The sequence below is a fragment of the Lysinibacillus sp. NPDC096212 genome (assembly GCF_044763105.1).
Classification (GTDB): domain Bacteria; phylum Bacillota; class Bacilli; order Bacillales_A; family Planococcaceae; genus Lysinibacillus.
Map to the genome: position 1 here is coordinate 15,003 of NZ_JBIWFQ010000020.1, position 20,308 is coordinate 35,310.

General features: G+C 36.7%; 17 protein-coding genes and 1 pseudogene. 6 read left to right on the top strand and 12 right to left on the bottom strand.

What is annotated here, in order from left to right; translation table 11 throughout:
- Nucleotides 1-22: 22 nt before the first annotated feature.
- Together ACIQ7T_RS18190 and pdhA are read right to left on the bottom strand one after the other, a co-directional pair.
- Entirely contained in the window at nucleotides 23-1,000 is a 978-nt protein-coding gene (locus tag ACIQ7T_RS18190) for an alpha-ketoacid dehydrogenase subunit beta (protein ID WP_079559704.1), read from the bottom strand.
- Nucleotides 1,001-1,003: 3 nt separating this feature from the next.
- Nucleotides 1,004-2,119: a pyruvate dehydrogenase (acetyl-transferring) E1 component subunit alpha gene (pdhA, locus tag ACIQ7T_RS18195; protein WP_100542608.1), complete on the bottom strand. Its 1,116-nt coding sequence runs from the start codon at nucleotides 2,117-2,119 to the stop codon at nucleotides 1,004-1,006.
- Nucleotides 2,120-2,513: 394 nt separating this feature from the next.
- On the opposite strand from pdhA, the gene def reads away from it, so the two are divergent.
- The gene (gene def / locus ACIQ7T_RS18200) at nucleotides 2,514-3,071 is read left to right on the top strand and encodes a peptide deformylase (protein WP_370077007.1); all 558 of its coding nucleotides are present in this window, start codon (nucleotides 2,514-2,516) and stop codon (nucleotides 3,069-3,071) included.
- 118 nt (nucleotides 3,072-3,189) lie between these two features.
- On the opposite strand, the gene ACIQ7T_RS18205 is transcribed toward def, so the two are convergent.
- Together ACIQ7T_RS18205 and ACIQ7T_RS18210 are read right to left on the bottom strand one after the other, a co-directional pair.
- Nucleotides 3,190-3,459, bottom strand: a complete 270-nt coding sequence (locus tag ACIQ7T_RS18205; protein ID WP_402872280.1) for a hypothetical protein — start codon at nucleotides 3,457-3,459, stop codon at nucleotides 3,190-3,192.
- Entirely contained in the window at nucleotides 3,456-3,857 is a 402-nt protein-coding gene (locus ACIQ7T_RS18210; protein WP_402872382.1) for an HAD family hydrolase, read from the bottom strand. The genes ACIQ7T_RS18205 and ACIQ7T_RS18210 overlap by 4 nt, the downstream gene beginning before the upstream one ends.
- Between ACIQ7T_RS18210 and ACIQ7T_RS18215 the strand changes: the two genes are divergently transcribed.
- Nucleotides 3,830-3,973, top strand: a complete 144-nt coding sequence (locus ACIQ7T_RS18215; protein WP_402872283.1) for a DeoR family transcriptional regulator — start codon at nucleotides 3,830-3,832, stop codon at nucleotides 3,971-3,973. The two genes, ACIQ7T_RS18210 and ACIQ7T_RS18215, sit on opposite strands and share 28 nt — an antisense overlap.
- Before the next feature lie 94 nt (nucleotides 3,974-4,067).
- On the opposite strand, the pseudogene ACIQ7T_RS18220 reads toward ACIQ7T_RS18215, so the two are convergent.
- Nucleotides 4,068-4,694: pseudogene (locus tag ACIQ7T_RS18220) on the bottom strand (RNA-guided endonuclease InsQ/TnpB family protein); the annotation flags it as partial.
- 369 nt (nucleotides 4,695-5,063) lie between these two features.
- A complete protein-coding gene (locus ACIQ7T_RS18225; RefSeq protein ID WP_370077003.1) occupies nucleotides 5,064-5,834 on the bottom strand; it encodes a Cof-type HAD-IIB family hydrolase in 771 nt (256 codons plus the stop codon).
- 448 nt (nucleotides 5,835-6,282) lie between these two features.
- On the opposite strand from ACIQ7T_RS18225, the gene ACIQ7T_RS18230 reads away from it, so the two are divergent.
- On the top strand, nucleotides 6,283-6,492 hold the full coding sequence (locus tag ACIQ7T_RS18230; RefSeq protein WP_370077001.1) for a DNA-dependent RNA polymerase subunit epsilon: 210 nt from the start codon (nucleotides 6,283-6,285) through the stop codon (nucleotides 6,490-6,492).
- Nucleotides 6,493-6,497: 5 nt separating this feature from the next.
- Complete coding sequence (gene rnjA / locus ACIQ7T_RS18235) at nucleotides 6,498-8,165, top strand: ribonuclease J1 (protein ID WP_370076999.1); 1,668 nt, start codon at nucleotides 6,498-6,500, stop codon at nucleotides 8,163-8,165.
- 385 nt (nucleotides 8,166-8,550) lie between these two features.
- Here rnjA and ACIQ7T_RS18240 read toward each other — a convergent pair whose 3' ends face one another.
- Entirely contained in the window at nucleotides 8,551-9,384 is an 834-nt protein-coding gene (locus ACIQ7T_RS18240) for a TetR/AcrR family transcriptional regulator (protein ID WP_370076997.1), read from the bottom strand.
- A gap of 98 nt (nucleotides 9,385-9,482) precedes the next feature.
- On the opposite strand from ACIQ7T_RS18240, the gene ACIQ7T_RS18245 reads away from it, so the two are divergent.
- Nucleotides 9,483-12,572 (top strand): efflux RND transporter permease subunit, encoded by a 3,090-nt coding sequence (locus tag ACIQ7T_RS18245; RefSeq protein WP_370076995.1) that lies wholly within the window; start codon nucleotides 9,483-9,485, stop codon nucleotides 12,570-12,572.
- 442 nt (nucleotides 12,573-13,014) lie between these two features.
- Entirely contained in the window at nucleotides 13,015-13,575 is a 561-nt protein-coding gene (locus ACIQ7T_RS18250) for a GNAT family N-acetyltransferase (protein WP_370076993.1), read from the top strand.
- A gap of 29 nt (nucleotides 13,576-13,604) precedes the next feature.
- Here ACIQ7T_RS18250 and ACIQ7T_RS18255 read toward each other — a convergent pair whose 3' ends face one another.
- From ACIQ7T_RS18255 to mprF, 5 genes are all read right to left on the bottom strand, one after another.
- On the bottom strand, nucleotides 13,605-14,600 hold the full coding sequence (locus tag ACIQ7T_RS18255) for a S66 family peptidase (protein ID WP_370076991.1): 996 nt from the start codon (nucleotides 14,598-14,600) through the stop codon (nucleotides 13,605-13,607).
- Between the two features lie 18 nt (nucleotides 14,601-14,618).
- Nucleotides 14,619-15,116, bottom strand: coding sequence for a GNAT family N-acetyltransferase (locus tag ACIQ7T_RS18260; protein WP_370076989.1), 498 nt, complete (start codon nucleotides 15,114-15,116; stop codon nucleotides 14,619-14,621).
- 65 nt (nucleotides 15,117-15,181) lie between these two features.
- On the bottom strand, nucleotides 15,182-16,147 hold the full coding sequence (locus ACIQ7T_RS18265; protein WP_402872292.1) for a S66 family peptidase: 966 nt from the start codon (nucleotides 16,145-16,147) through the stop codon (nucleotides 15,182-15,184).
- Nucleotides 16,148-16,381: 234 nt separating this feature from the next.
- Nucleotides 16,382-16,969 carry an alpha/beta fold hydrolase gene (locus ACIQ7T_RS18270; protein ID WP_402872295.1) on the bottom strand — a complete coding sequence of 196 codons (588 nt, stop codon included), beginning with the start codon at nucleotides 16,967-16,969 and terminating at the stop codon, nucleotides 16,382-16,384.
- A 511-nt stretch (nucleotides 16,970-17,480) separates the two neighbouring features.
- Nucleotides 17,481-20,003 (bottom strand): bifunctional lysylphosphatidylglycerol flippase/synthetase MprF, encoded by a 2,523-nt coding sequence (gene mprF / locus ACIQ7T_RS18275; RefSeq protein ID WP_370076981.1) that lies wholly within the window; start codon nucleotides 20,001-20,003, stop codon nucleotides 17,481-17,483.
- Nucleotides 20,004-20,308 lie beyond the last annotated feature (305 nt).

Below are 20,308 nucleotides of genomic sequence, written 5' to 3' on the forward strand. Positions count from 1 at the left end.
AGTTCCTTGTTTAGAAGCTACATTAGAATGTTAAAACTTTTTTTGCAGTTTCCATTACATCTTTATAGTTTGGTAACCAAACACCTTCAGCTTGTGGGAATGGGTACACAGTATCTGGTGCAGCCACACGAAGTACAGGTGCTTCTAAGCTTAAAATCGCGCGTTCTGTAATTTCAGCCACAACATTTGCAGCGATACCTGCTTGTTTTTGAGCCTCTTGTACAACGATTGCGCGACCTGTTTTTTCAACTGACGCAATAATTGTTTCAATATCAATAGGTTGGATTGTACGTAAATCAATAACTTCTACAGAGTGACCTTCTTTTTCTAGCTCTTCTGCAGCCTTTAAGCTTTCGTGAACCATTAAACCATAGGCAATGATTGTTAGATCTTTACCTTCACGTTTTACATCCGCTTTACCTAGTGGAATTTCGTATGCTTCCTCTGGCACCTCTTCACGGAATGAACGATATAATTTTAAATGCTCTAAGAAAATGACTGGGTTGTCATTTCGAATAGATGAAATCAGTAAGCCTTTCGCATCGTATGGTGTAGATGGTACAACAACCGTTAACCCTGGTTGTGCTGTCATTAAACTCTCTAAGCTATCTGAGTGCATTTCTGGTGTATGTACACCACCACCAAATGGAGAACGGATTGTTACTGGTGCATTATAGACACCGCCGCTACGGTAGCTCATACGTGCTAATTGACCACTAATTGAATCCATTACTTCATAAACAAAGCCGAAGAACTGAATTTCAGGAACTGGACGGAAACCTTGAAGAGAAAGTCCGACTGCTAAGCCACCAATACCTGACTCTGCTAATGGAGTATCGAAAACGCGGTCAACACCGAATTCTTTTTGTAGGCCTTCAGTTGCGCGGAATACCCCACCATTGACACCTACATCTTCCCCGAATACAAGAACGTTTTCATCATTCTTTAATTCTGTGCGAAGTGCATCTGTAATTGCTTGAATCATTGTCATTTGTGCCATAGGTTATTTCGACTCCTTCTCTTTATAGATTTCATATTGTTCTTTTAAGTTTGATGGCATTTCGCCTTTATACATGTTTTCCATTAACTGTGTTACTTTTTGTTTTGGAGCAGCATCGGCTTTTTTGATTGCCTCTTTAATTTCTTCTTTTGCACGCTCAATAACAGCCTCTTCTTTTTGCTCATCCCATAAACCTTTCGCCTCTAGATATTTACGGAAGCGTACAAGAGGGTCTTTTTGCGCCCATTCACTATCTGTATCCGATGTACGGTAACGCGTTGGGTCATCCCCTGCCATTGTATGAGGACCATAGCGATAGCACATTGTTTCAATTAAAGTAGGACCTTCGCCATTAACAGCGCGCTCACGTGCATCACGTGTTGCTACGTAAACAGCTAACGCATCCATTCCATCTACTAAAATACTTGGTAAGCCTGCTGCTACACCTTTTTGAGCAATTGTTTTCGCAGCTGTTTGTAATTCACGAGGTGTTGAAATTGCATATTGGTTATTTTGTACAATGAAAATTGCTGGTGATTTAAACGCACCCGCAAAGTTAATGCCTTCATAGAAATCCCCTTGCGATGACCCACCATCACCTGTATAAGTTACAGCGACAGCCTTTTTACCACGTTTTTGAATACCAAGCGCTACACCTGCAGCTTGAATATATTGTGCACCGATAATGATTTGAGGTGCTAATACGTTTACCCCTTCAGGAACTTGATTCCCCATAAAATGACCGCGTGAGAATAAAAACGCTTTATCTAAAGGTAAACCATGCCATACGATTTGTGGTACATCACGGTAACCTGGTAAAATCCAATCTTCTTTTTCTAACGCAAAGTGTGAAGCAAGTTGTGAAGCTTCTTGCCCAGCCGTTGGTGCATAGAAGCCTAATCGACCTTGACGGTTAAGAGAAATGGAACGTTGGTCTAAAATACGTGTATAAACCATACGCGTCATTAACTCAACTAGCTCCTCATCAGATAACTTTGGGTCTGCCTCGTCATTTATAATTTCGCCTTCTTCATTTAAAATTTGAAACATTTCAAATTTATCTTCTATTTCAGTTAGCGTTTGTTTAGCGTCAAAAATATTATTGTTTTTCTTGCCCATTTGTCACATCTCCCTTTCAGCTGTATTAAAATAAATCACCATTTCAACTAGTACAACTTATTCTTTGCACTCAGTATACTGAATAAAATACTGTCGGTCAATCATATAATACGCGTATAAACAAAGATTTTTTCTAACATAGCGATTATACAACTCTGTTTCATACTGTACCACTAACAAAGAATAACTGTATTATAACAACATATCGAAAGTACATAATTATTTAGTTTCCTTACATGATTACCAATAGTAGAATGCCCCAGTTCCAGACAATCTAATAGCTTTAGAAAAATTTTTTAAGTATATTCAAATAAGGTCTTTTTTCATGTGATTGTTTTAAGACGTGATGTATACTTATAAGTAAGCACTACAAAGTTGAAAGGAAGATTCATATATGATTTTAATGGATGATATTATTCGCGAAGGTCATCCGACTTTACGCACAAAAGCTGAGGAGGTCAAATTCCCTTTAACTGATGAAGTAAGACAGCTTGCAGAAGACATGCTTCAATATTTAATAAACAGCCAAGATCCTGAAATGGCAGATAAATATAATTTACGCGGCGGCATTGGATTAGCTGCCAATCAAGTAAATAGCCTACATCGCATGTTTGCCCTTCATTTAACTGATGACAATGGCGAACAATTAAGTTTTGTAGCTATCAACCCAAAAATCGTTAGCCATTCTGTAGAAAACTCATACCTTGCAGCGGGTGAGGGCTGCCTTTCTGTAGATCGCAATGTTCCAGGCTATGTACCACGTCATGCTCGTGTTACAGTTAAATTTAAAACAATTGACGGTGAAGAGAAAAAATTGCGACTTAAAGGCATGCCTGCTATAGCCTTCCAACACGAATTAGACCACCTTAACGGCATTATGTTTTACGATCGCATCAATGAAAAAAATCCATTTGCGGAAATTCCAGATTCTACACCATACGAGCGCGATTAGGAGCACAGAAAGAAAGCAAACCCCTGCAGTTATTATAAACTGCGGGGGTTTACTTTATTTTCAGGCTCTTTTTGATCTTCTACCCATCACTTTCAATTTTCAAATATCCCAATTATTTTTATGCTATTTCTATTCCTTGTTCTAAACGTTCGTTTATTTTTTCCAGCAGTGCAGGCAGCTCTTCCATCGTTCGAATCGTATAATGCGCACCTATCTCTTTAATTATTCGTGCTGTTTTTTCAATAGCTATTTGCTGCTCTTCTTCAGATAAAGCCATAAACTCTTCTTCAGATAACCCCATCTCAGAACTTCCAACAATAACACCTACAGCCCAGACACCTTCATTTAAAGCCTCTTTAATATCTGAGGTTGTATCACCAATCTTCACAACTTGTTTCGTTGCCCAATATCTAATGCCTCCATATTTTTAAAAATCATATATGGGTACGGACGTCCTTTATCCCCTACTTGAGTAGGCGTTACTAAAAAATCAGGTTCATATCCTTTTGCCGCTGCATGATGAGTCACTACCTCCATCATAGAGTCTGTATATCCCGTCGTGGAGCCAATACGAATACCCTCTTTCCTTAATCGATACACCGTTTCTTTCACATGCTGAATCGGATCTGTGTAAGTAGCTAACGATTCCATTAGCTTTGATTCAAACTGCATATATAAAGCTAGGACATCCTGTTCCGTGAAATGAAATGTATACAATAGAAAGGCAACAGCATATTTTACAATTTGTACGAAAACATATGATAGTAAAATTAGTAACGCTAACAAAAGAGTTCAACGTTTCAACGGAAACAATTCGTCGTGATATTCAACACAGCTTGTGCAAGATAAGAAAATGGAGAAGTTTTATGGCGGTGGTGAACTACCCACCATTTATAACCTAACAGTTTTTGAAGTGGGGGCTTCTCGACTTATCGTTGCTTTTAGTAGCCAACGAAAACTGACCGAGCTATCCCTCTTGTTCCAAAAGTTTTTTTGTTATGCTAACGCTAATAAACGCAATCCTTCATGTCTGATGTTGATAAACGGCATTCCAGTCCCTGTCTGCTATAAACCCACAATCACAGTAGAACGTACACTCAGAAAGAGATAAGGACTCCTTTACTTGACCACAATTGGAACAAGTTTCGGAAGAAGGAAACCATCTGTCTATTTTGATTAACTTTTTCCCTTGCTCCTCTAACTTATACCTAAGAAAAGTTGTGAACAAGCCCCATGCATTATCTGCAACGCTTTTACCAAAACGGAGTGCTTGTGACATCCCCTTCATGTTGAGATCTTCAATCACCACGCAATCATAGGTTTTGCTACTTTATGCGATTCTTTATGCAGAAAGTCTTTCCGTTGGTTGGCGATTTTTTCATGTAACCTCGCTACTTTAAGACGCTGTTTGTGCCAACGATTAGAATCTTTCTTTTTGCGTGATAGAATACTTTGTTCCTTCGCTAATTTTACCAAGGCTTGACGATAGAAACGTGGGTAATTGGCTGTCTTACCTTCTTCGCTATCGACAAATAAGCCATTCATGGAAAAATCTAACCCAACAACATCTTGTACTTCCTTTTTTATAGGTTGATGTTCGTATTCGCGGAAACAAATTATAAATATTTCTCAAACTGTCTATGTAGCAGCGGACTCTTCAAAACTTAACAAAGATGTCGCTATTCAAGTTTGTCCAGTAAATGCGGTAGATATGATTATCACAGATTACTCACTCTCTAAAGACACGGTCAATCATTTCACGGATAATGGTGTACAACTGAAAATAGTAAGAACAAACATCGAAGACACTAAATAATTTATTAAATACAAAAGCAACTAGTTGTAGTCAATTCTTACAACTAGTTGCTTCTTTAGTTTCTCTAATCAATTATGCCTCGGCATTGCGTCCGGAGGTTTAACTTATTTCAGCGGATGTCTTTTGTACCGAAAGCTTAGCGACAGGTACGGATGTTTCGACTCCGTTGAAATAAGTTAGATAATATTTAATTGGTGCATGATTTTAGCAAGACCATCCTCGTCCACATGCTCCGCAATATGAGTAGCAACAGCCTTCACTCTCTCATGACCATTCCCCATCGCCACGCCAGTCCCAACAGCCTGTAGCATTTCAATATCGTTAAGTCCATCCCCAAAAGCAATGGCATCATTTAATGTCAGCCCTATCTTATCAAGGACCTTTTCAATACCAGCAGCCTTCGAGCCTCCCTTTGGTAAAATATCACAAGAATAGCGGTGCCAGCGTACAAACTCCACGTTCGGAAATGCTTCACGATATAAATGTTCATCTTTTTCTTCCATAAAAATAAGTGTTTGATAGACATCGTTCTGCATATAATAAGTTGAGTCTATAGTCGGATACTCGTATTTTAATGTATCGAGGCTTTCTACTACCATATCGTTATTTCCTACAGATGCAATCATACGCTTGTCGTCTAAAAATACTACAGGTTCATTTCGCGCTTCACCAAAGGCAATGATTTTGGCTAGCTCACCTTTTCCAACACCATTCGTATAAATAACCTCACCACGATAAACAACATATTGTCCGTTAAATGTCACATACGTATTAATATCTAGCTCTTCTAGCAAGGATTGAATCATGAAAGGTGCACGTCCAGTTGCAATCGCTATCTCATATCCATTACGACGAGCTTCAAAAAGTGCCTCTTTCGCAGAAGCAGGTAATATTTTCTCACTATTATAAAGTGTACCATCTACATCAAAAAATAATATTTTCTTCATCTTATAGTCCCCTTCATTATGTATTATTCTGCAAGGTTAATGACTTTACAGAGGCAATATTTTTTATTATAATGATCCTAAGGAGTGATGTGCCATGCTGAAGAAACTCAAACGCAAATTGTTGAAGCAACTTCGCGGCATACTCGGAAAAAAATCAATTGCCTAACATTTGCCCTTCATTATTTGAAGGGCTTTTCTTTATTTTAGAGTAACTGCGTGATAATATAAAGGAAATGCATTTATTTGGCTATGCGCAACCACTGTCTCATTGCATAATTCAATTACACCTTGTTGTAATTACGTCTGGATTGTAACACTGAGATACAAGAACTTCAAACGCCTAATTTCTTCCTTTGTTTACTAGAAATTTGCTGTTTTTTCTTGTAGTACGTGTGTGGTATTAGTCAAAGGTGCAAGAAAATTGTACGCAATAAAAGGAGAGCAAACTATGATTTACAAAGTTTATTATCAAGAAAAAGTAAATGAAATTCCAGTTCGCGAAAACACTAAAAGTCTATACCTAGAAGCTGCTTCAGAACGCGAAGTACGTGAAAAGCTAAAAGACCGAAACTACAACATCGAGTTCGTTCAATTGCTTGAAGGTAACTATTTAGTCTACGAACAAGCAAGCCCGAACTTCATCTTGGAGGAAATTTAACAAACATGAAGTTTGTTAAAAATGACCAAGCAGCTGTTTTCGCGCTCGGCGGACTGGGCGAAATCGGCAAAAACACTTACGGCGTTCAATTTCAAGATGAAATCATTTTAATTGATGCCGGCATTAAATTCCCAGAAGACGACTTACTCGGCATTGACTACGTTATTCCGGATTATACTTATTTAGTACGCAACGCCGACAAAATTAAAGGATTATTTGTTACACATGGACATGAAGACCATATTGGTGGTATTCCCTACTTATTACGTCAAGTAAATGTCCCTGTCTACGGCGGCAAGCTTGCACTTGGTTTATTACGCAATAAGTTAGACGAGCATGGTTTACTACGTACAACAAAGCTTATCGAAATTAAAGAAGAGGATGTTATTAAGTTCAGAAAAACATCTGTTAGCTTCTTTAGAACAACACACAGTATTCCAGATGCTTACGGAATCGTTGTAAAAACACCACCTGGTAACATCGTGCATACAGGTGATTTTAAATTTGACTTTACACCTGTAGGCGAGCCAGCCAACTTAACAAAAATGGCTGAAATCGGCCGTGATGGCGTACTATGCTTACTTTCAGATAGTACGAATGCAGAAAAGCCGAACTTTACAATGTCAGAGCGTACAGTTGGTAAAAGTATCGATGAAATTTTCCGTAAGGTAGATAGTCGTATTATTTTTGCAACTTTCGCATCTAACATTCACCGTTTACAACAAGCAACAGATGCTGCAGTAAAATACGGAAGAAAAATTGCTGTCTTCGGACGTTCAATGGATAATGCCATTACAATTGGTCGTGAACTAGGCTATATTAATGCACCAAAGGATACATTTATTGATGCCCAAAGCATTAATCGTCTTCCTGCCAATGAAGTTATGATATTATGTACAGGCTCTCAAGGTGAACCGATGGCCGCACTTTCTCGCATTGCCAATGGTACACATCGTCAAATCCAAATCCAGCCTGGTGACACAGTTATCTTCTCTTCTTCACCAGTACCAGGAAATACGGTAAGTGTAAACAAGATTATCAACTTACTTTTCCGTGCAGGTGCAGAAGTTATACATGGTGCACTGAATAATATCCATACTTCTGGTCACGGTTCTCAAGAAGAACAAAAACTAATGCTGCGCCTAATGAAGCCTAAATTCTTTATGCCAATTCACGGTGAATTCCGTATGTTGAAAATGCATACTCATCTAGCAGAAGATTGTGATGTTCCGCTTGAAAATACATTCGTTATGGAGAATGGTGACGTGCTAGCATTAAGTGCCAACGAAGCACATGTAGCAGGTCGTATTCCTTCAGGAGACGTTTATATTGACGGCAATGGTATTGGAGATATCGGCAATATCGTATTACGTGATCGACGCATTCTTTCTGAAGAAGGTTTAGTGATCGTTGTTGTAAGTGTGGATATGGAAAACCAAAAAATCGTTTCCGGTCCAGACATTATTTCACGAGGCTTTGTTTACATGCGTGAGTCAGGTACGATGATTAATGAAGCACAAAAAATGCTAAACCGACACCTGAATGAATCAATTCAAGGCAAAACGCCTCAATGGACTGAGCTAAAAAATGAAATCACTGACGTATTAGGACCATATTTATTCGAAAAAACAAAACGTCGCCCTATGATTTTACCGATCATTATGGAGGTTTAATCTCATTAAAAAAACTACGCAAAATTGCGTAGTTTTTTTATTTTCATTTTTTTGGAACCTCTTTGCTTTTTTTTCGTATATAGTATGAAGACTCTAAAATAATTTCAACAACAATAAGTTTCAAAATGAATTAGAGTAACACAAGAAATAGCTACTCGAATGGAGTTTTGTCCCTATTGTAGTACTATCAGAAACTCGCAATCACTTCTAGTCACCGAGACTAATACTTAATTACCGCTAACACTTCAAGTTTTCATATAACATTCAATAATCTTAACCAATTTCGCAGTGTCATAACTTTAACTGTCGCTACAGAAAACACTGTGCCAAATGAAGATAAAATAGGATCGCTCACCCGTTAGAATGTGCAATCCTATCCTTATGTCTACATATTAAAGTATTTAGCTATTACATAAGCAACCCAACGATAATCTGGCTGCAAGCGTATGTTTTCAATTAAACCTTTTACAATCGGTTTACTATAGGTTGGATTTTCGACTTGGTCTTTTAATAATTCTAGAGACTCTCGTTCTATAGTGTCTTCTAAGCCATCTAGATGTTGTTCGATTAATTCTAGCAAAGATTCCTGCGTAACTTCTTCATCACAAGGTTTTTCCGTTAATCGAACGAGTTCTTCAGTTATAAATGGTATCGTCGTATGTCGTGCAATAATTTCCGTCTTTTCAGCTAGCGATCTGGCCAATTGATCTAAATCGAGTGGTATATCGGAAAAAATAAAAAGTTCCGAATAACTTTTCATAAATCCTTTAATGCAATACATAACATCATATTTTGTCTCCTGAAGTTCATCCTGATATAACTGCTCCAGCATATAGAGAATCGACTTAGACATCTCAACATCATAGGCAATTATTTTCTGAAACAATTCTTTTTTTGTAAGAAGTACTTTCTCATTAAAAAACACACGGGCAGATGCAGCATGATTTTTAAAAGCTTGAAAAATACTTTTGTAAAATTCAACTAAAATGATATCTTTACTAAGTGAACTTCTGACTACTTGGTCAACGTCAGTGACAAACTGTTGTAGATAATACTCTACCATAGAAATTAGAAGCTCGTCTTTTGTTTTGAAAGATAAATAAAATGCACCCTTTGAAATTCCACATCGTTCTGTAATTTGCTGTACAGATGTAGCTTCGAAGCCTTGTTCTGAAAATAGCTCCAACGCTTTCTCCATAATAAGTTGCTTTTTTAACATACTTTTAATCTCTCCTAATGTGTTTCATTGACAAATGACCGATTAGTCATTAGTATAAATAACGAAATCTAGTTAGTCAATAAAGGGTAGGTGTGAAGGTGAAAGGTTTAGTTAATTTCGTATTGAAAAACAAATTGGCAGTGTGGTTATTAACAATTATCATCACTGTCTCTGGTATTTATTCAGGTACAAAAATGAAAATGGAGTCCATACCTGACATTTCTATACCATATTTAATTGTAATGGGTGTTTATCCTGGTGCAACACCTGAACAGGTTATGAATGAGCTTTCCATGCCATTTGAAAAGTCAATAGAAAGCTTAGAAGATGTAAAGGCTGTTTACTCAAATTCCTCTTCAAACGTAGCTCAAGTTCAAGTTGAATACGACTACGGCATTGATATGGATGAGAAAAAGCGCCAATTAGAGTCCGCTTTAGAAGGTATAAAAATACCTGAAGGTGCTCAAAAACCGACAGTTATGGCAATTAGCATGAATATGATGCCTGTTGTCGCTTTATCAGTTAGTAGCTCTAAGGAAGATATTGTTGAATTAACGTCAACAGTAGAAGACATTCTACTTCCAAAAATCGAAAAAATTGATGGCGTTGCTTCAGCAACTATCAATGGTCAGCACATTAATGAAATATCATTTAAATATGATAAAGCAAAAATGGCTGCTCTCGGCTTAACAGAGGATTCTGTCAAGCAAATGATTCAAGCAAGTGATATGTCACTATCACTTGGTTTATATCAATTTACCGTTGGCGAACAAGCCGTATCAGTAGACGGTAAAGTACAATCTATCGATCAGTTAAAAGAATTATTGATCCCAGTCACACCTTCAGCTACAAATCCTTCACCATTCGTTCGCTTAGGCGATATTGCAACGATTGAAGTCGAAGGTAAAGTACAATCTGTATCACGTACAAATGGCAAAGATGCGATTGCGATTCAAATCGTTAAAGCTCAAGATGCAAATACGGTAAAAGTCGTAAATGCAGTGAAAGATTTAATGAAAGACGAAGAAAAATCATTAGCCGGCTTAAAAGTGGATATCTCACTTGACCAAGGTAAACCAATTGAAGATTCAGTCTTCACAATGATTGAAAAAGCAGTATTCGGTGGTGCCATTGCCGTATTAATTATTTTACTATTTTTACGTGATTTCAAATCAACAATTATTTCGATTATTTCTATCCCAGTTTCAGTATTCATGGCATTACTACTATTAAACTGGATGGATATCACATTAAACATTATGACTCTCGGTGCCATTACCGTGGCGATAGGTCGTGTTATCGATGACTCCATTGTAGTTGTTGAAAATATTTATCGACGTATCCATTTAAAAGGAGAAAAACTAACAGGTCGTGCTCTTATTCGTGAAGCGACAATTGAAATGTTCAAACCAATCCTTTCTTCTACATTAGTAACTGTGGCCGTATTCGCCCCACTAATGTTTGTAGGCGGTATGGTTGGTGAATTATTCATGCCGTTTGCGTTAACAATGTCATTTGCGCTAGGTGCTTCATTACTAGTGGCGATTACAATAGTTCCAGCTTTATCTCACTTCCTATTCCGCAAAAAAATATACGGTGAGAAAAAAGAAAGTCAACATAAAGAAGTTGGAAAGCTAGCTCTTTGGTATAAAGGTGTACTAAAAAAAGCATTAAACCATAAAATCATTACATCAGTTATAGCGATTGTATTGCTTGTTGGTTCTCTTGCTTTAACACCACTTATCGGCTTCAGCTTCATGGGCTCTCAAGAAGATAAGGTTATGTACTTAACGTATACTCCTGGTACAGGCGAGCTAATGAAAGATACAGAAGCAAATGTTGCAAAAGTAGAAAAAGAATTAATGAAACGTAAAGACGTTAATATTTTACAAGTTTCGATCAATGACCCTAAACATGTTGATCCTTCAGCAATGATGATGGGTGGCGGTGCTGGTGGTGCCTTAATGTACCTCATCTTCGATCCAGATATGAAGGACTTCCCTGAAGCACGTCAAGAAGTAGAAGACTATGTAACGAACATCGATCAATCAGGAGAATGGAAATCTCAAAACTTCTCATCAATGTCGGGGTCTTCAAATGAAGTAAGTTACACATTATACAGTGAAGATCTAGATAAGCTTCGCAAAGCAGTGAAACAAGTGGAAGGCGCATTAAAAGAAGTTGATGGTTTAGAAGAAATTAAGTCTGATACTGAAGATCCATTTGTTGAAAATACCTTAAAAGTAGATCAAAAGAATGTTCTACAATATGGTTTAACTACTGCTCAAATTGTAATGGCTTTAAATCAAAATACATCATCAGAAGTTCTAACTAAAGTTCAGTATGATGGTGAAGATATTGATGTTATTGTACAACATGAAGAAAAAGCTGCAGCCAAATCTCTTGATGATGTATTAGCTACTAAAATCCAAACAGCTTTAGGCACAACAATGACAATCGGTGAGTTAGTAAAAGTAGAAGAAGGCACTACATTAAACACATTGTCTCGCTCAAAAGGTGAATATTTCGCAAAAGTTTCTGGTACGATTATCGGTGACGATATTTCAAAAGCAACTACAGCTGCTGATAAGAATATCGATAAATTAGATTTACCTAAAGGTGTAACGACTGGCGTTGGAGGCGTTGCTGCAGACATGCAAGAAACGTTCACACAGCTTGGAATTGCTATGTTAGCTGCGATCGCGATTGTTTACTTCATCCTAGTAGTAACATTCGGTGAAGGTTTAGCACCATTTGCTATTCTGTTCTCACTACCATTCGCAGTAATTGGTGCATTTGTCGGCTTGTACGTTACAAATCAAACCATTTCTGTTTCTGTTATGATGGGACTATTAATGTTAATAGGTATCGTTGTAACAAATGCCATCGTATTAGTAGATCGCATTATTCATATGGAACGTGACGGACTTGCTATGCGCGAGGCCATTTTAGAGGCAGGTGCAACTCGTTTACGTCCAATCCTAATGACAGCCATCGCAACAATTGGTGCGATGATTCCAATGGCACTTGGTAATGGTGGCAGTGGTCTAATTTCAAAAGACCTAGCGATTACCGTAATTGGTGGTTTACTATCTTCAACATTATTAACATTAGTAGTTGTACCAATCGTGTATGAAATGCTATCTAAAATGTTAAAGAAAAACCGAAAAGACGTTAAAGATAATTAATAAATACTTGTAAAAAAGGGCTCTCCATTGTAGGAGGCCCTTTTTTCTATGTTTTGAAGAAATACTATTGTCTATGACTCATTAGCATAAAGTGAGGTTGATTTCCGTTACGGTTGATCGGTTTCCTGAGGGCGTCGTGGCAACAGGTGTTTTTTGCGCGAAAGCGTAGCGGCAGCGGCAGATGGTTTTTGCGCGAAAGCGTAGCGTTGACGTAGCGTCAGCAATATGGCGGGTATTTGCTTTCCTTCCGCGAGTATTTGCCCTCCTTCCGCGGGTATTCTCTAGCTTCGCGCAAATCATCATATTATAAGTAAAGCTGTTGCATTAGATTACAGACTACTAAACGAGTTCATCCCCTTTCAATCTCAAATAAACAGCCTAACGAAAATTTACAAATCTTGTTATAATTAAATACACTCAAACGCTTTTAAGGGGGAGTTTTATGAGCGACAACATTTTTAAACAAGCAGTACCTGTTTTAAAGACAGAAAGATTAACATTAAGACCAATTACACTGAATGATGTAGAAGCCATGTTTCTTTATGCTTCCAGTGAACATGTAGCTCGTTATGTGACATGGGACGCACATAAAAGTTTAGATGAAACGAAGGATTTTATTGCATTGATTTTATCTGGTTACCAACAAGGTCAACACTTTTTTTGGGGCATCGAATATGAGCAAAAATTGATTGGCACCATTGACTTCGTGTCGATTAACACGACACATAAATTTGCGGAGGTTGGTTATGTTCTTTCTGAAGCTTATTGGAATAAAGGGATAACGACTGAAGCGGCAAAAAAACTAATCGACTTTGGCTTTAACGAGTTAGGATTAGTGCGAATTCAAGCGCGATGCTTTGAAGAAAATATTGGATCTCAAAAAGTAATGGAGAAATCAGGGATGCATTTTGAGGGAGTTTTACGAAAATGTATGTTTGTTAAGGGCATTCATCAAAATGTTAATATGTATGCTATTACAGATGATGACTATGTTAAATCTTAAATGGACTAATCCCTGCAAAAAAGCAGGGCTTACAACCATTTCTCAATACAATAGACTTTTTTGGCCGTTGCATCTAATCTCACTTGTTTTCCTATAGCAATTGGATGCATCGGATGCGTATGACATATATCAAATTCTGCCAATATCGGGATATCAATGCCGTCTAACTGTTCAAGCAGGATTTCATATGGTTTACGCCCAGTCCCTAAATCATCATAACGTTCATGCTTGCCTAAAATAATGCCACTTATTTTTTCAAATACACCATGCAATTTCAGCATTGCAAAATTCTTCTCAACGATAGCCGTATTTTTAGCGCAATCTTCTATTAATAAGATATCTCCAACATTAATTTTCGGGAAATAAGAAGTACCAATAAATCCATACATAGCATTTACATTGCCGCCGATTAATCTACCTTCAGCAACACCTTCTTGAACCGTCACCCATTCATTTTTATATAAATTTTTTTCCACCGTTTTTTCTAGCCAATTGACAGGTTCATCTGACCAGTATGTAGGCATTGGAATTTCATAAGGTGATACTTGTGATTTCAAGAAGTAGTTCTCGAAGAATTGATATGTATCATTGACTAATGGCTCAAATTCACCAAAGGAAGGAATTAATGCTGGTCCGTAATAAGTTGTAATTCCTGTTTTTGCGTAAAGTGCCAGTAAAATTGCTGTTGTATCAGAGTAACCAACGACGATTTTGGGATTGCTTCGAAAAGCCTCATAATCAATATATGGCAGCATACTATTTGAGTTTGTACCACCTATTGTCGACATGATAATGTGGACGTTTGGATCACGTAATAATTCATTCAATTCCTCTGCGCGCTCTTTAGGAGTACCTGAGCGATAAATATCAGCTTTACCCGTCAAACTACCTTCAATTAGATTAATATTTTTTTGTTCAAGAAAAGCTTTTGCACGCTTATATCGAGAAAGTGCATTGACGGATGCAGGGGAAGACGGTGAAAAAATACCGATATTAATACTTCTAGTGTTTCTTCTAGAATTCATATACATCCCCCTTTTTTATTACAATAATTTTGACATATGATATTCATCCATATATTCCCCATCAACATATAAGGAATGTCTTTTAGTCCCCTCAATTTCAAACCCCATTTTTTTATATAAAGCTATGGCTGCCATGTTATTCGCCATTACTGTTAGTTCCAAGCGATGCATGCTCTTTTCTTTTGCCCAATCGTCGAGGTGACTAAACAATGCAGTACCAATTTTCTGTCCCCTATATTCACTATGGATACCTACGACTATATAGGCTCGATGTGAAACACTGGATGGCATATGATTACCTTGAACTATTAAATAACCAACTACTATCTTTTCAATTTCAGCTATAAATAAAGCTGAATGGCTGTTATTGTTCATATTCTCGATAAATTTAGTAAACTGTTCAGTCTCTAACTTTCGTTCACCTGGCCTGAATAACATAAAATTAGACTCTTCCGCATTTTTGATGACAGCTATTACCTGTTCAGCATCTTTACCTATTGCCTCTCTTACTAACATCTTGATCGTACTCCCTTCTTTATCAATTAGCCTTCAGCGGATGTTTGGACTCCCGCTGAAAGAAGTTAAAATTTAGTGACATGTATCATCAAATCTTTCGTATTCATTTGAATTTCACCACCAATTGGAAACGTAAAGATTGGCTGTGTATGTCCAAAATCAACATCATATAGAACTGGTATTTTTCTTAAATTTGGATGCTTATCTAAAATAAAATGTAGTTGCTCCTCTGTCATATTAGAAGCTCTTTGAAAACGCCCTATCGCAATACCTTTAATATTACTAGTAGCTTGTAATATTGAGCTGAAGTCCCGAGCAAATATTTCTGGATAAACTAGTTTATCATCCTCTACAAATAAAATACTATTTGATAAATCTGGCATATACGGTGTCCCTTGCAACAAATTTAATGTACATAAATTCCCACCGAATAATTGCCCACTTGCTTCTCCTGCGGAATATACTTTCCAACTAGCCGCTTCAAAATGACGATTATGTTGATCTAAATACCATGCATCATCACTCCAAACGCTTGATGCTTTAATAGTATATGGTGTATTACTCATCAAACATTTTTGAAAATATGATAGCTGATAGTCTTGTGCCTGTTCCATACGGAAGCTAGAAAAATGAGGACCCGAATACGTAATAAATTCACATTTTTTTGTAATAGCTGTTGCTAAAGCTGTGATATCACTGAAGCCACAAAATATTTTTGGGTTATTTGCTATCATGTCGTAATCCAAATAGGGTAATACCTCATTACAGTTATAACCACCAACAACTGTTAATACAGCCTTTACATTCTCATCACGAAAGGCATCATGAATGTCAGCAACTCGATGCTCAATAGAAGTTGAATTTTGAAGATCACATTCAAAAATATGTTGACCAAAGGATACTTTAAAACCTAACTCTTCAAGATTTTTCTTTGTTTGTTCAGCGCCTTCTGCTGTTATGATTGCTGCGCTACGACTAGGTGCGATAATCCGTATCTCTTCACCTACTTTTAATTTATTCGGAATACGCAAGCTACTCCCTCCTCTGCTTTGTAGAAGTTAAAAAAATTTAATGCAAGATTGCCTTTCTAATCCGTGCAGCTATCTCATTTGGATTGGTGAGAGGCAAAAAATGATAGCTTTTGGGAATAATCTCAACTTGTGCATTCGGTTGTCTTTCTTGAAATCTATTTAACTTCTTATGTAACAAACTATCCGAATGTTCGTCTGCCAACAGTAATAACACCGACAAAGGAATTTCATTTTCTATACAGTAATTATTTTTTCTACTGCTTTTGACAAATCATTTAAGGCATTTGCATCACTGTGATGGTAATAGACATTGTTTTTTTCAACAAAGTTATGAAGGAAATAATTATACAAATATTCTTTATTTTCTGCAGACAAGTTCCCCATGTTCCGTATTTCTTCATTTATAGCCTCTTGTAAATCTTCTAATCGTTCAATGATAGGTAATTGTATTTCTGCTTTATCATCAGGATGATATTCGCCTATAAAATAATATCCACCGTCTAACAATGTTAATGATTTAACCGAATCAGGATAGTTTGTATAAAAATTTTGAATGATCCATGCACCTATTGAATTTCCAAGAAAATGAGCTTTAGTAATTTTTAGATACTCCATAATTTCTTTTATCGTATTGTTATACGACTGAAATGAAAAATCATTATCTAGTTGACCATTATGCCCTGGTAAATCGATTGCTACAATATGGGCTTCTGGTAAGATGCTCGCTAATGCTGCGTACATTTCTTTACGTTCACCAAGCGCAGGTATCGCAATTATTACCTCTTTATTCTGAAATGCATTGTATTGTATATAATTTTTCACGATACTATACCTCCCCCTAATTCACTTACAGTTTGAGCTCCTCGTAAAGGTTCTATATACAAAAAATTTGGTCTGATCACCACTTACCTCAAAACTAAAATTTTCTCTATTATTACAAAGCTCCAATGGAAAATCAAATGCAAAATTACATTTTTTTCATATATTTTGTTTCATCGTGTAATGAAGCCCAGTAAATACTATTTGGAATACCGCATACCACATTCATAATGTTTCTAGGCGATGTTCGATACTTTATCAGCGATTCTAGCTTTTTTATCAGCGATGTTCGATGCTTTATCAGCGATTCCGGCTCTCTTATCAGCGATGTTCGATGCTTTATCAGCGATTCCGGCTTTTTATCAGCGATGTCCGCTGTTCTTCCAATGATAAAAAATCAATCAAAAAAGATGCATCGCAAAGTAATTTTGCAATGCATCTTTTTTTTATTGGCTGTGCGACCAATGCGTTTAATTATGCTGGCAGCACAGACTTTTTAAAATGATTCGGCTATCTATTTTCTCTTTTTGCCAATCAATAGCGTGACTTGTGCCATTGTAAATGGCAATGAAGATTTCTTTCGATAGGCTATATACTTTGGCTCCCAAAAATCTGCATATTTTAATTTAAAGTTTCTTAATCCTTTAAAATGATAGAAGTGCTGCCCATGTAAAAATATTTGTGCTGCAATTTTTTCACTTAAAAAGGAATACCTAGACTGCCCGACATTTGACAATGGCGACATCCCCATATTAAAAACACGGTAGCCTTCTGATTTTGCCCATTCAAAAAGCGATAGGAATATGAAATCCATCGTTCCAGATGGTGCTCCCGGCTTAAAACGCATGAGATCTACTGAGAGTCTTTCGCCATTATCGTACATGGGCATGAGACTAGCAAAGCCAATAACTCCTTCTGTACCACGTAAAACGGCAATGTTTGAAGTGTTTAAATAGTGTTCATTAAAAAAGCCAAGAGAAAAGCCTTTTTCTGACCTTCCCTGCAACCATTTCGTTGATACTTCTTGCATTTCATTCATTAATTCCTGTGAGTAAGGAGGGCTTACTATTTCAACTGTAAAATTTTCTCGTTCAAATTTATTTTTTACCGCTCGACGTCCCTTCATTCCCTTACCAGCAAGTGTAAACTTCTCCAAATCTACAAAAGCTTCTTCGCCAAGCTTAAAAAAACTATACCCATGCTCATGTAAAGAAGGGAAAATTTTATTGTTAATTTCATAAAAGACTGGTGTATAACCATGCTTATCTGCCAATTCTAAAAACTCTTGAATAGCTGATAAAAAATCAGATTCATCTCCTACTGGATCTCCCAGTACAACGATCTTATCGGCATATATTTGATAAGAAAATAAAACTGTACCTTGTTTATTCCAATGTACAAATTTGTCATGTAAAAAAATTAAATGTGAATACTCCGTCCCTTTATAGGTCATCAAATGATCTTTGATTCTCTCTTCTTGCTCACTTGATAAAAGCTTTTCCATTTTCTTAGGTGCACGGATAAAATAACCTATATAAAAAATAACAATTGCTATTAGGATACCAATTACTGCACTATAAAATAGGTCTCGGTAATCAGTAATGATGTATTCCTGCAGAGCGACTGGAATATGAATTTTGGAAGACGGTAAGTTCACATAACCAATCAATACATACATCGTTGTAATAATTGTCACTGCAGCAAGATCAATCAAAACGATGCCCCATGTCAAAACGTAACTTTCACGGTAAAATTGTTTTTTTGAGGCAATTAACAGCCCTGCGACAATCAGTAGAAAAATAGCTTCTTCATAGTCCAAGCCTTTAAAAATTGAAAATAGTGCAGAACTACTTAGCACAATGAGGCAGAGCTGATATGCCCTTTTTACTTTATATTTAATCCCTCTACATAGACCTAAGAGAATAAAGCCAGCTGCAACAGTCATTTGATGAGAGACATGCATAATCGGCGAAGATAAAAATTCCTGAGCTATTTTTAGTCGACTTAAAATCCCTGGAACTGAAGCCGATAGCAATAATACAATGCCAGAGAGAAATACCATTATCGTTAATAGCATGTGGCTAAGTTTCTGAAAAACGACATTTGGCAAGTCATCCCATGATTGATTCCAACGTTCCCAATATTCTTTTACAAACAAAAGAGAAGAAACTAAAAACGGAAGCACAAAGTAGCCAACCCGGTACAAAATTAATAGAAAAAGCACTTTTTCATCAGCGATTCCTAAACTTTGAGTCCCCCATAAAAAAACAAGGTCAAAAGAGCCCACTCCGCCAGGGATCATACTAACAATACCCGCGCAGGAAGCAATTAAAAATATGGGGATTAAATTGGAGAATTCTATTGGGATCTTCAATATAAAAGTTAATATCCAGATAACTAAAAAGACTGCAACCCATTCAGTTACGGAAGTACCTATCAATTGAAGAGAGATCTTCGGCTTTATAGAACCTGCTTTTTTATTGCGAATGAAAAGCATAGCAATAAAAATCGGAACATATAAGCTGACAAGAATAACTGCTATCTTTAACCATCGTACTTCTTTTAGCAATGGGAAGTCCCAAAAGAATATATACATAATCCAAGCTAACAGCGAAATCCCTGTTAAATAAAAGAGTGTTACGGAGGCAATGCTTTTTAACAAGTCTTCCTTATCCTCTTTATATTTCGAATAGAAATAGTTACGCAGAAAAACACCAACTAAACCACCAAAGCCTATAAGATTGGAGAAGGTGTTCACAATAAATGAATGATTCAGCAAAAGACGATTGTTTATTTTGATTCCTAATATTTTCACTAAAATTACATCATAAAAAATCATCGGTGTAATGGCACAGAAGGTGATAAAAAGAATAAATAAGAGCTCCCATATCTGCAGTTCATTCACTTCTTTCCGAAGTAAATGAACATCTATCCCACTTATCGTTTGTAGAATTTCATAAATTGCTATTGCTAAAAGCGCTATTGGAAATAGAATTTTCAAAAATTTAAATAGCGACTCTTTTCGAACGTTGAACATGTGTATTAAACCTACTCCCCATTAGCTTTCTAAAATCAAGTATATCTTTAATTTCCATAAAAAATCCTCCGAAGAATAACATACCATTATTGTAACGGATTCTCTGCTATATGTATCGCTAAAGTAAGTTTGCCTCTCGGGATAAAGCATATTTTATTCAACTATTGACTCTATTTGCTGCATAATGTATTCATCAATAAACAAATTTCCCTAAACACCTTCTTCTTCCCAAAATCTAATCCATATTGGTGAGAAAGCGAATGATGCTTCGAATATCCCCTTAATTTCTATAGTTTCCCTATAAA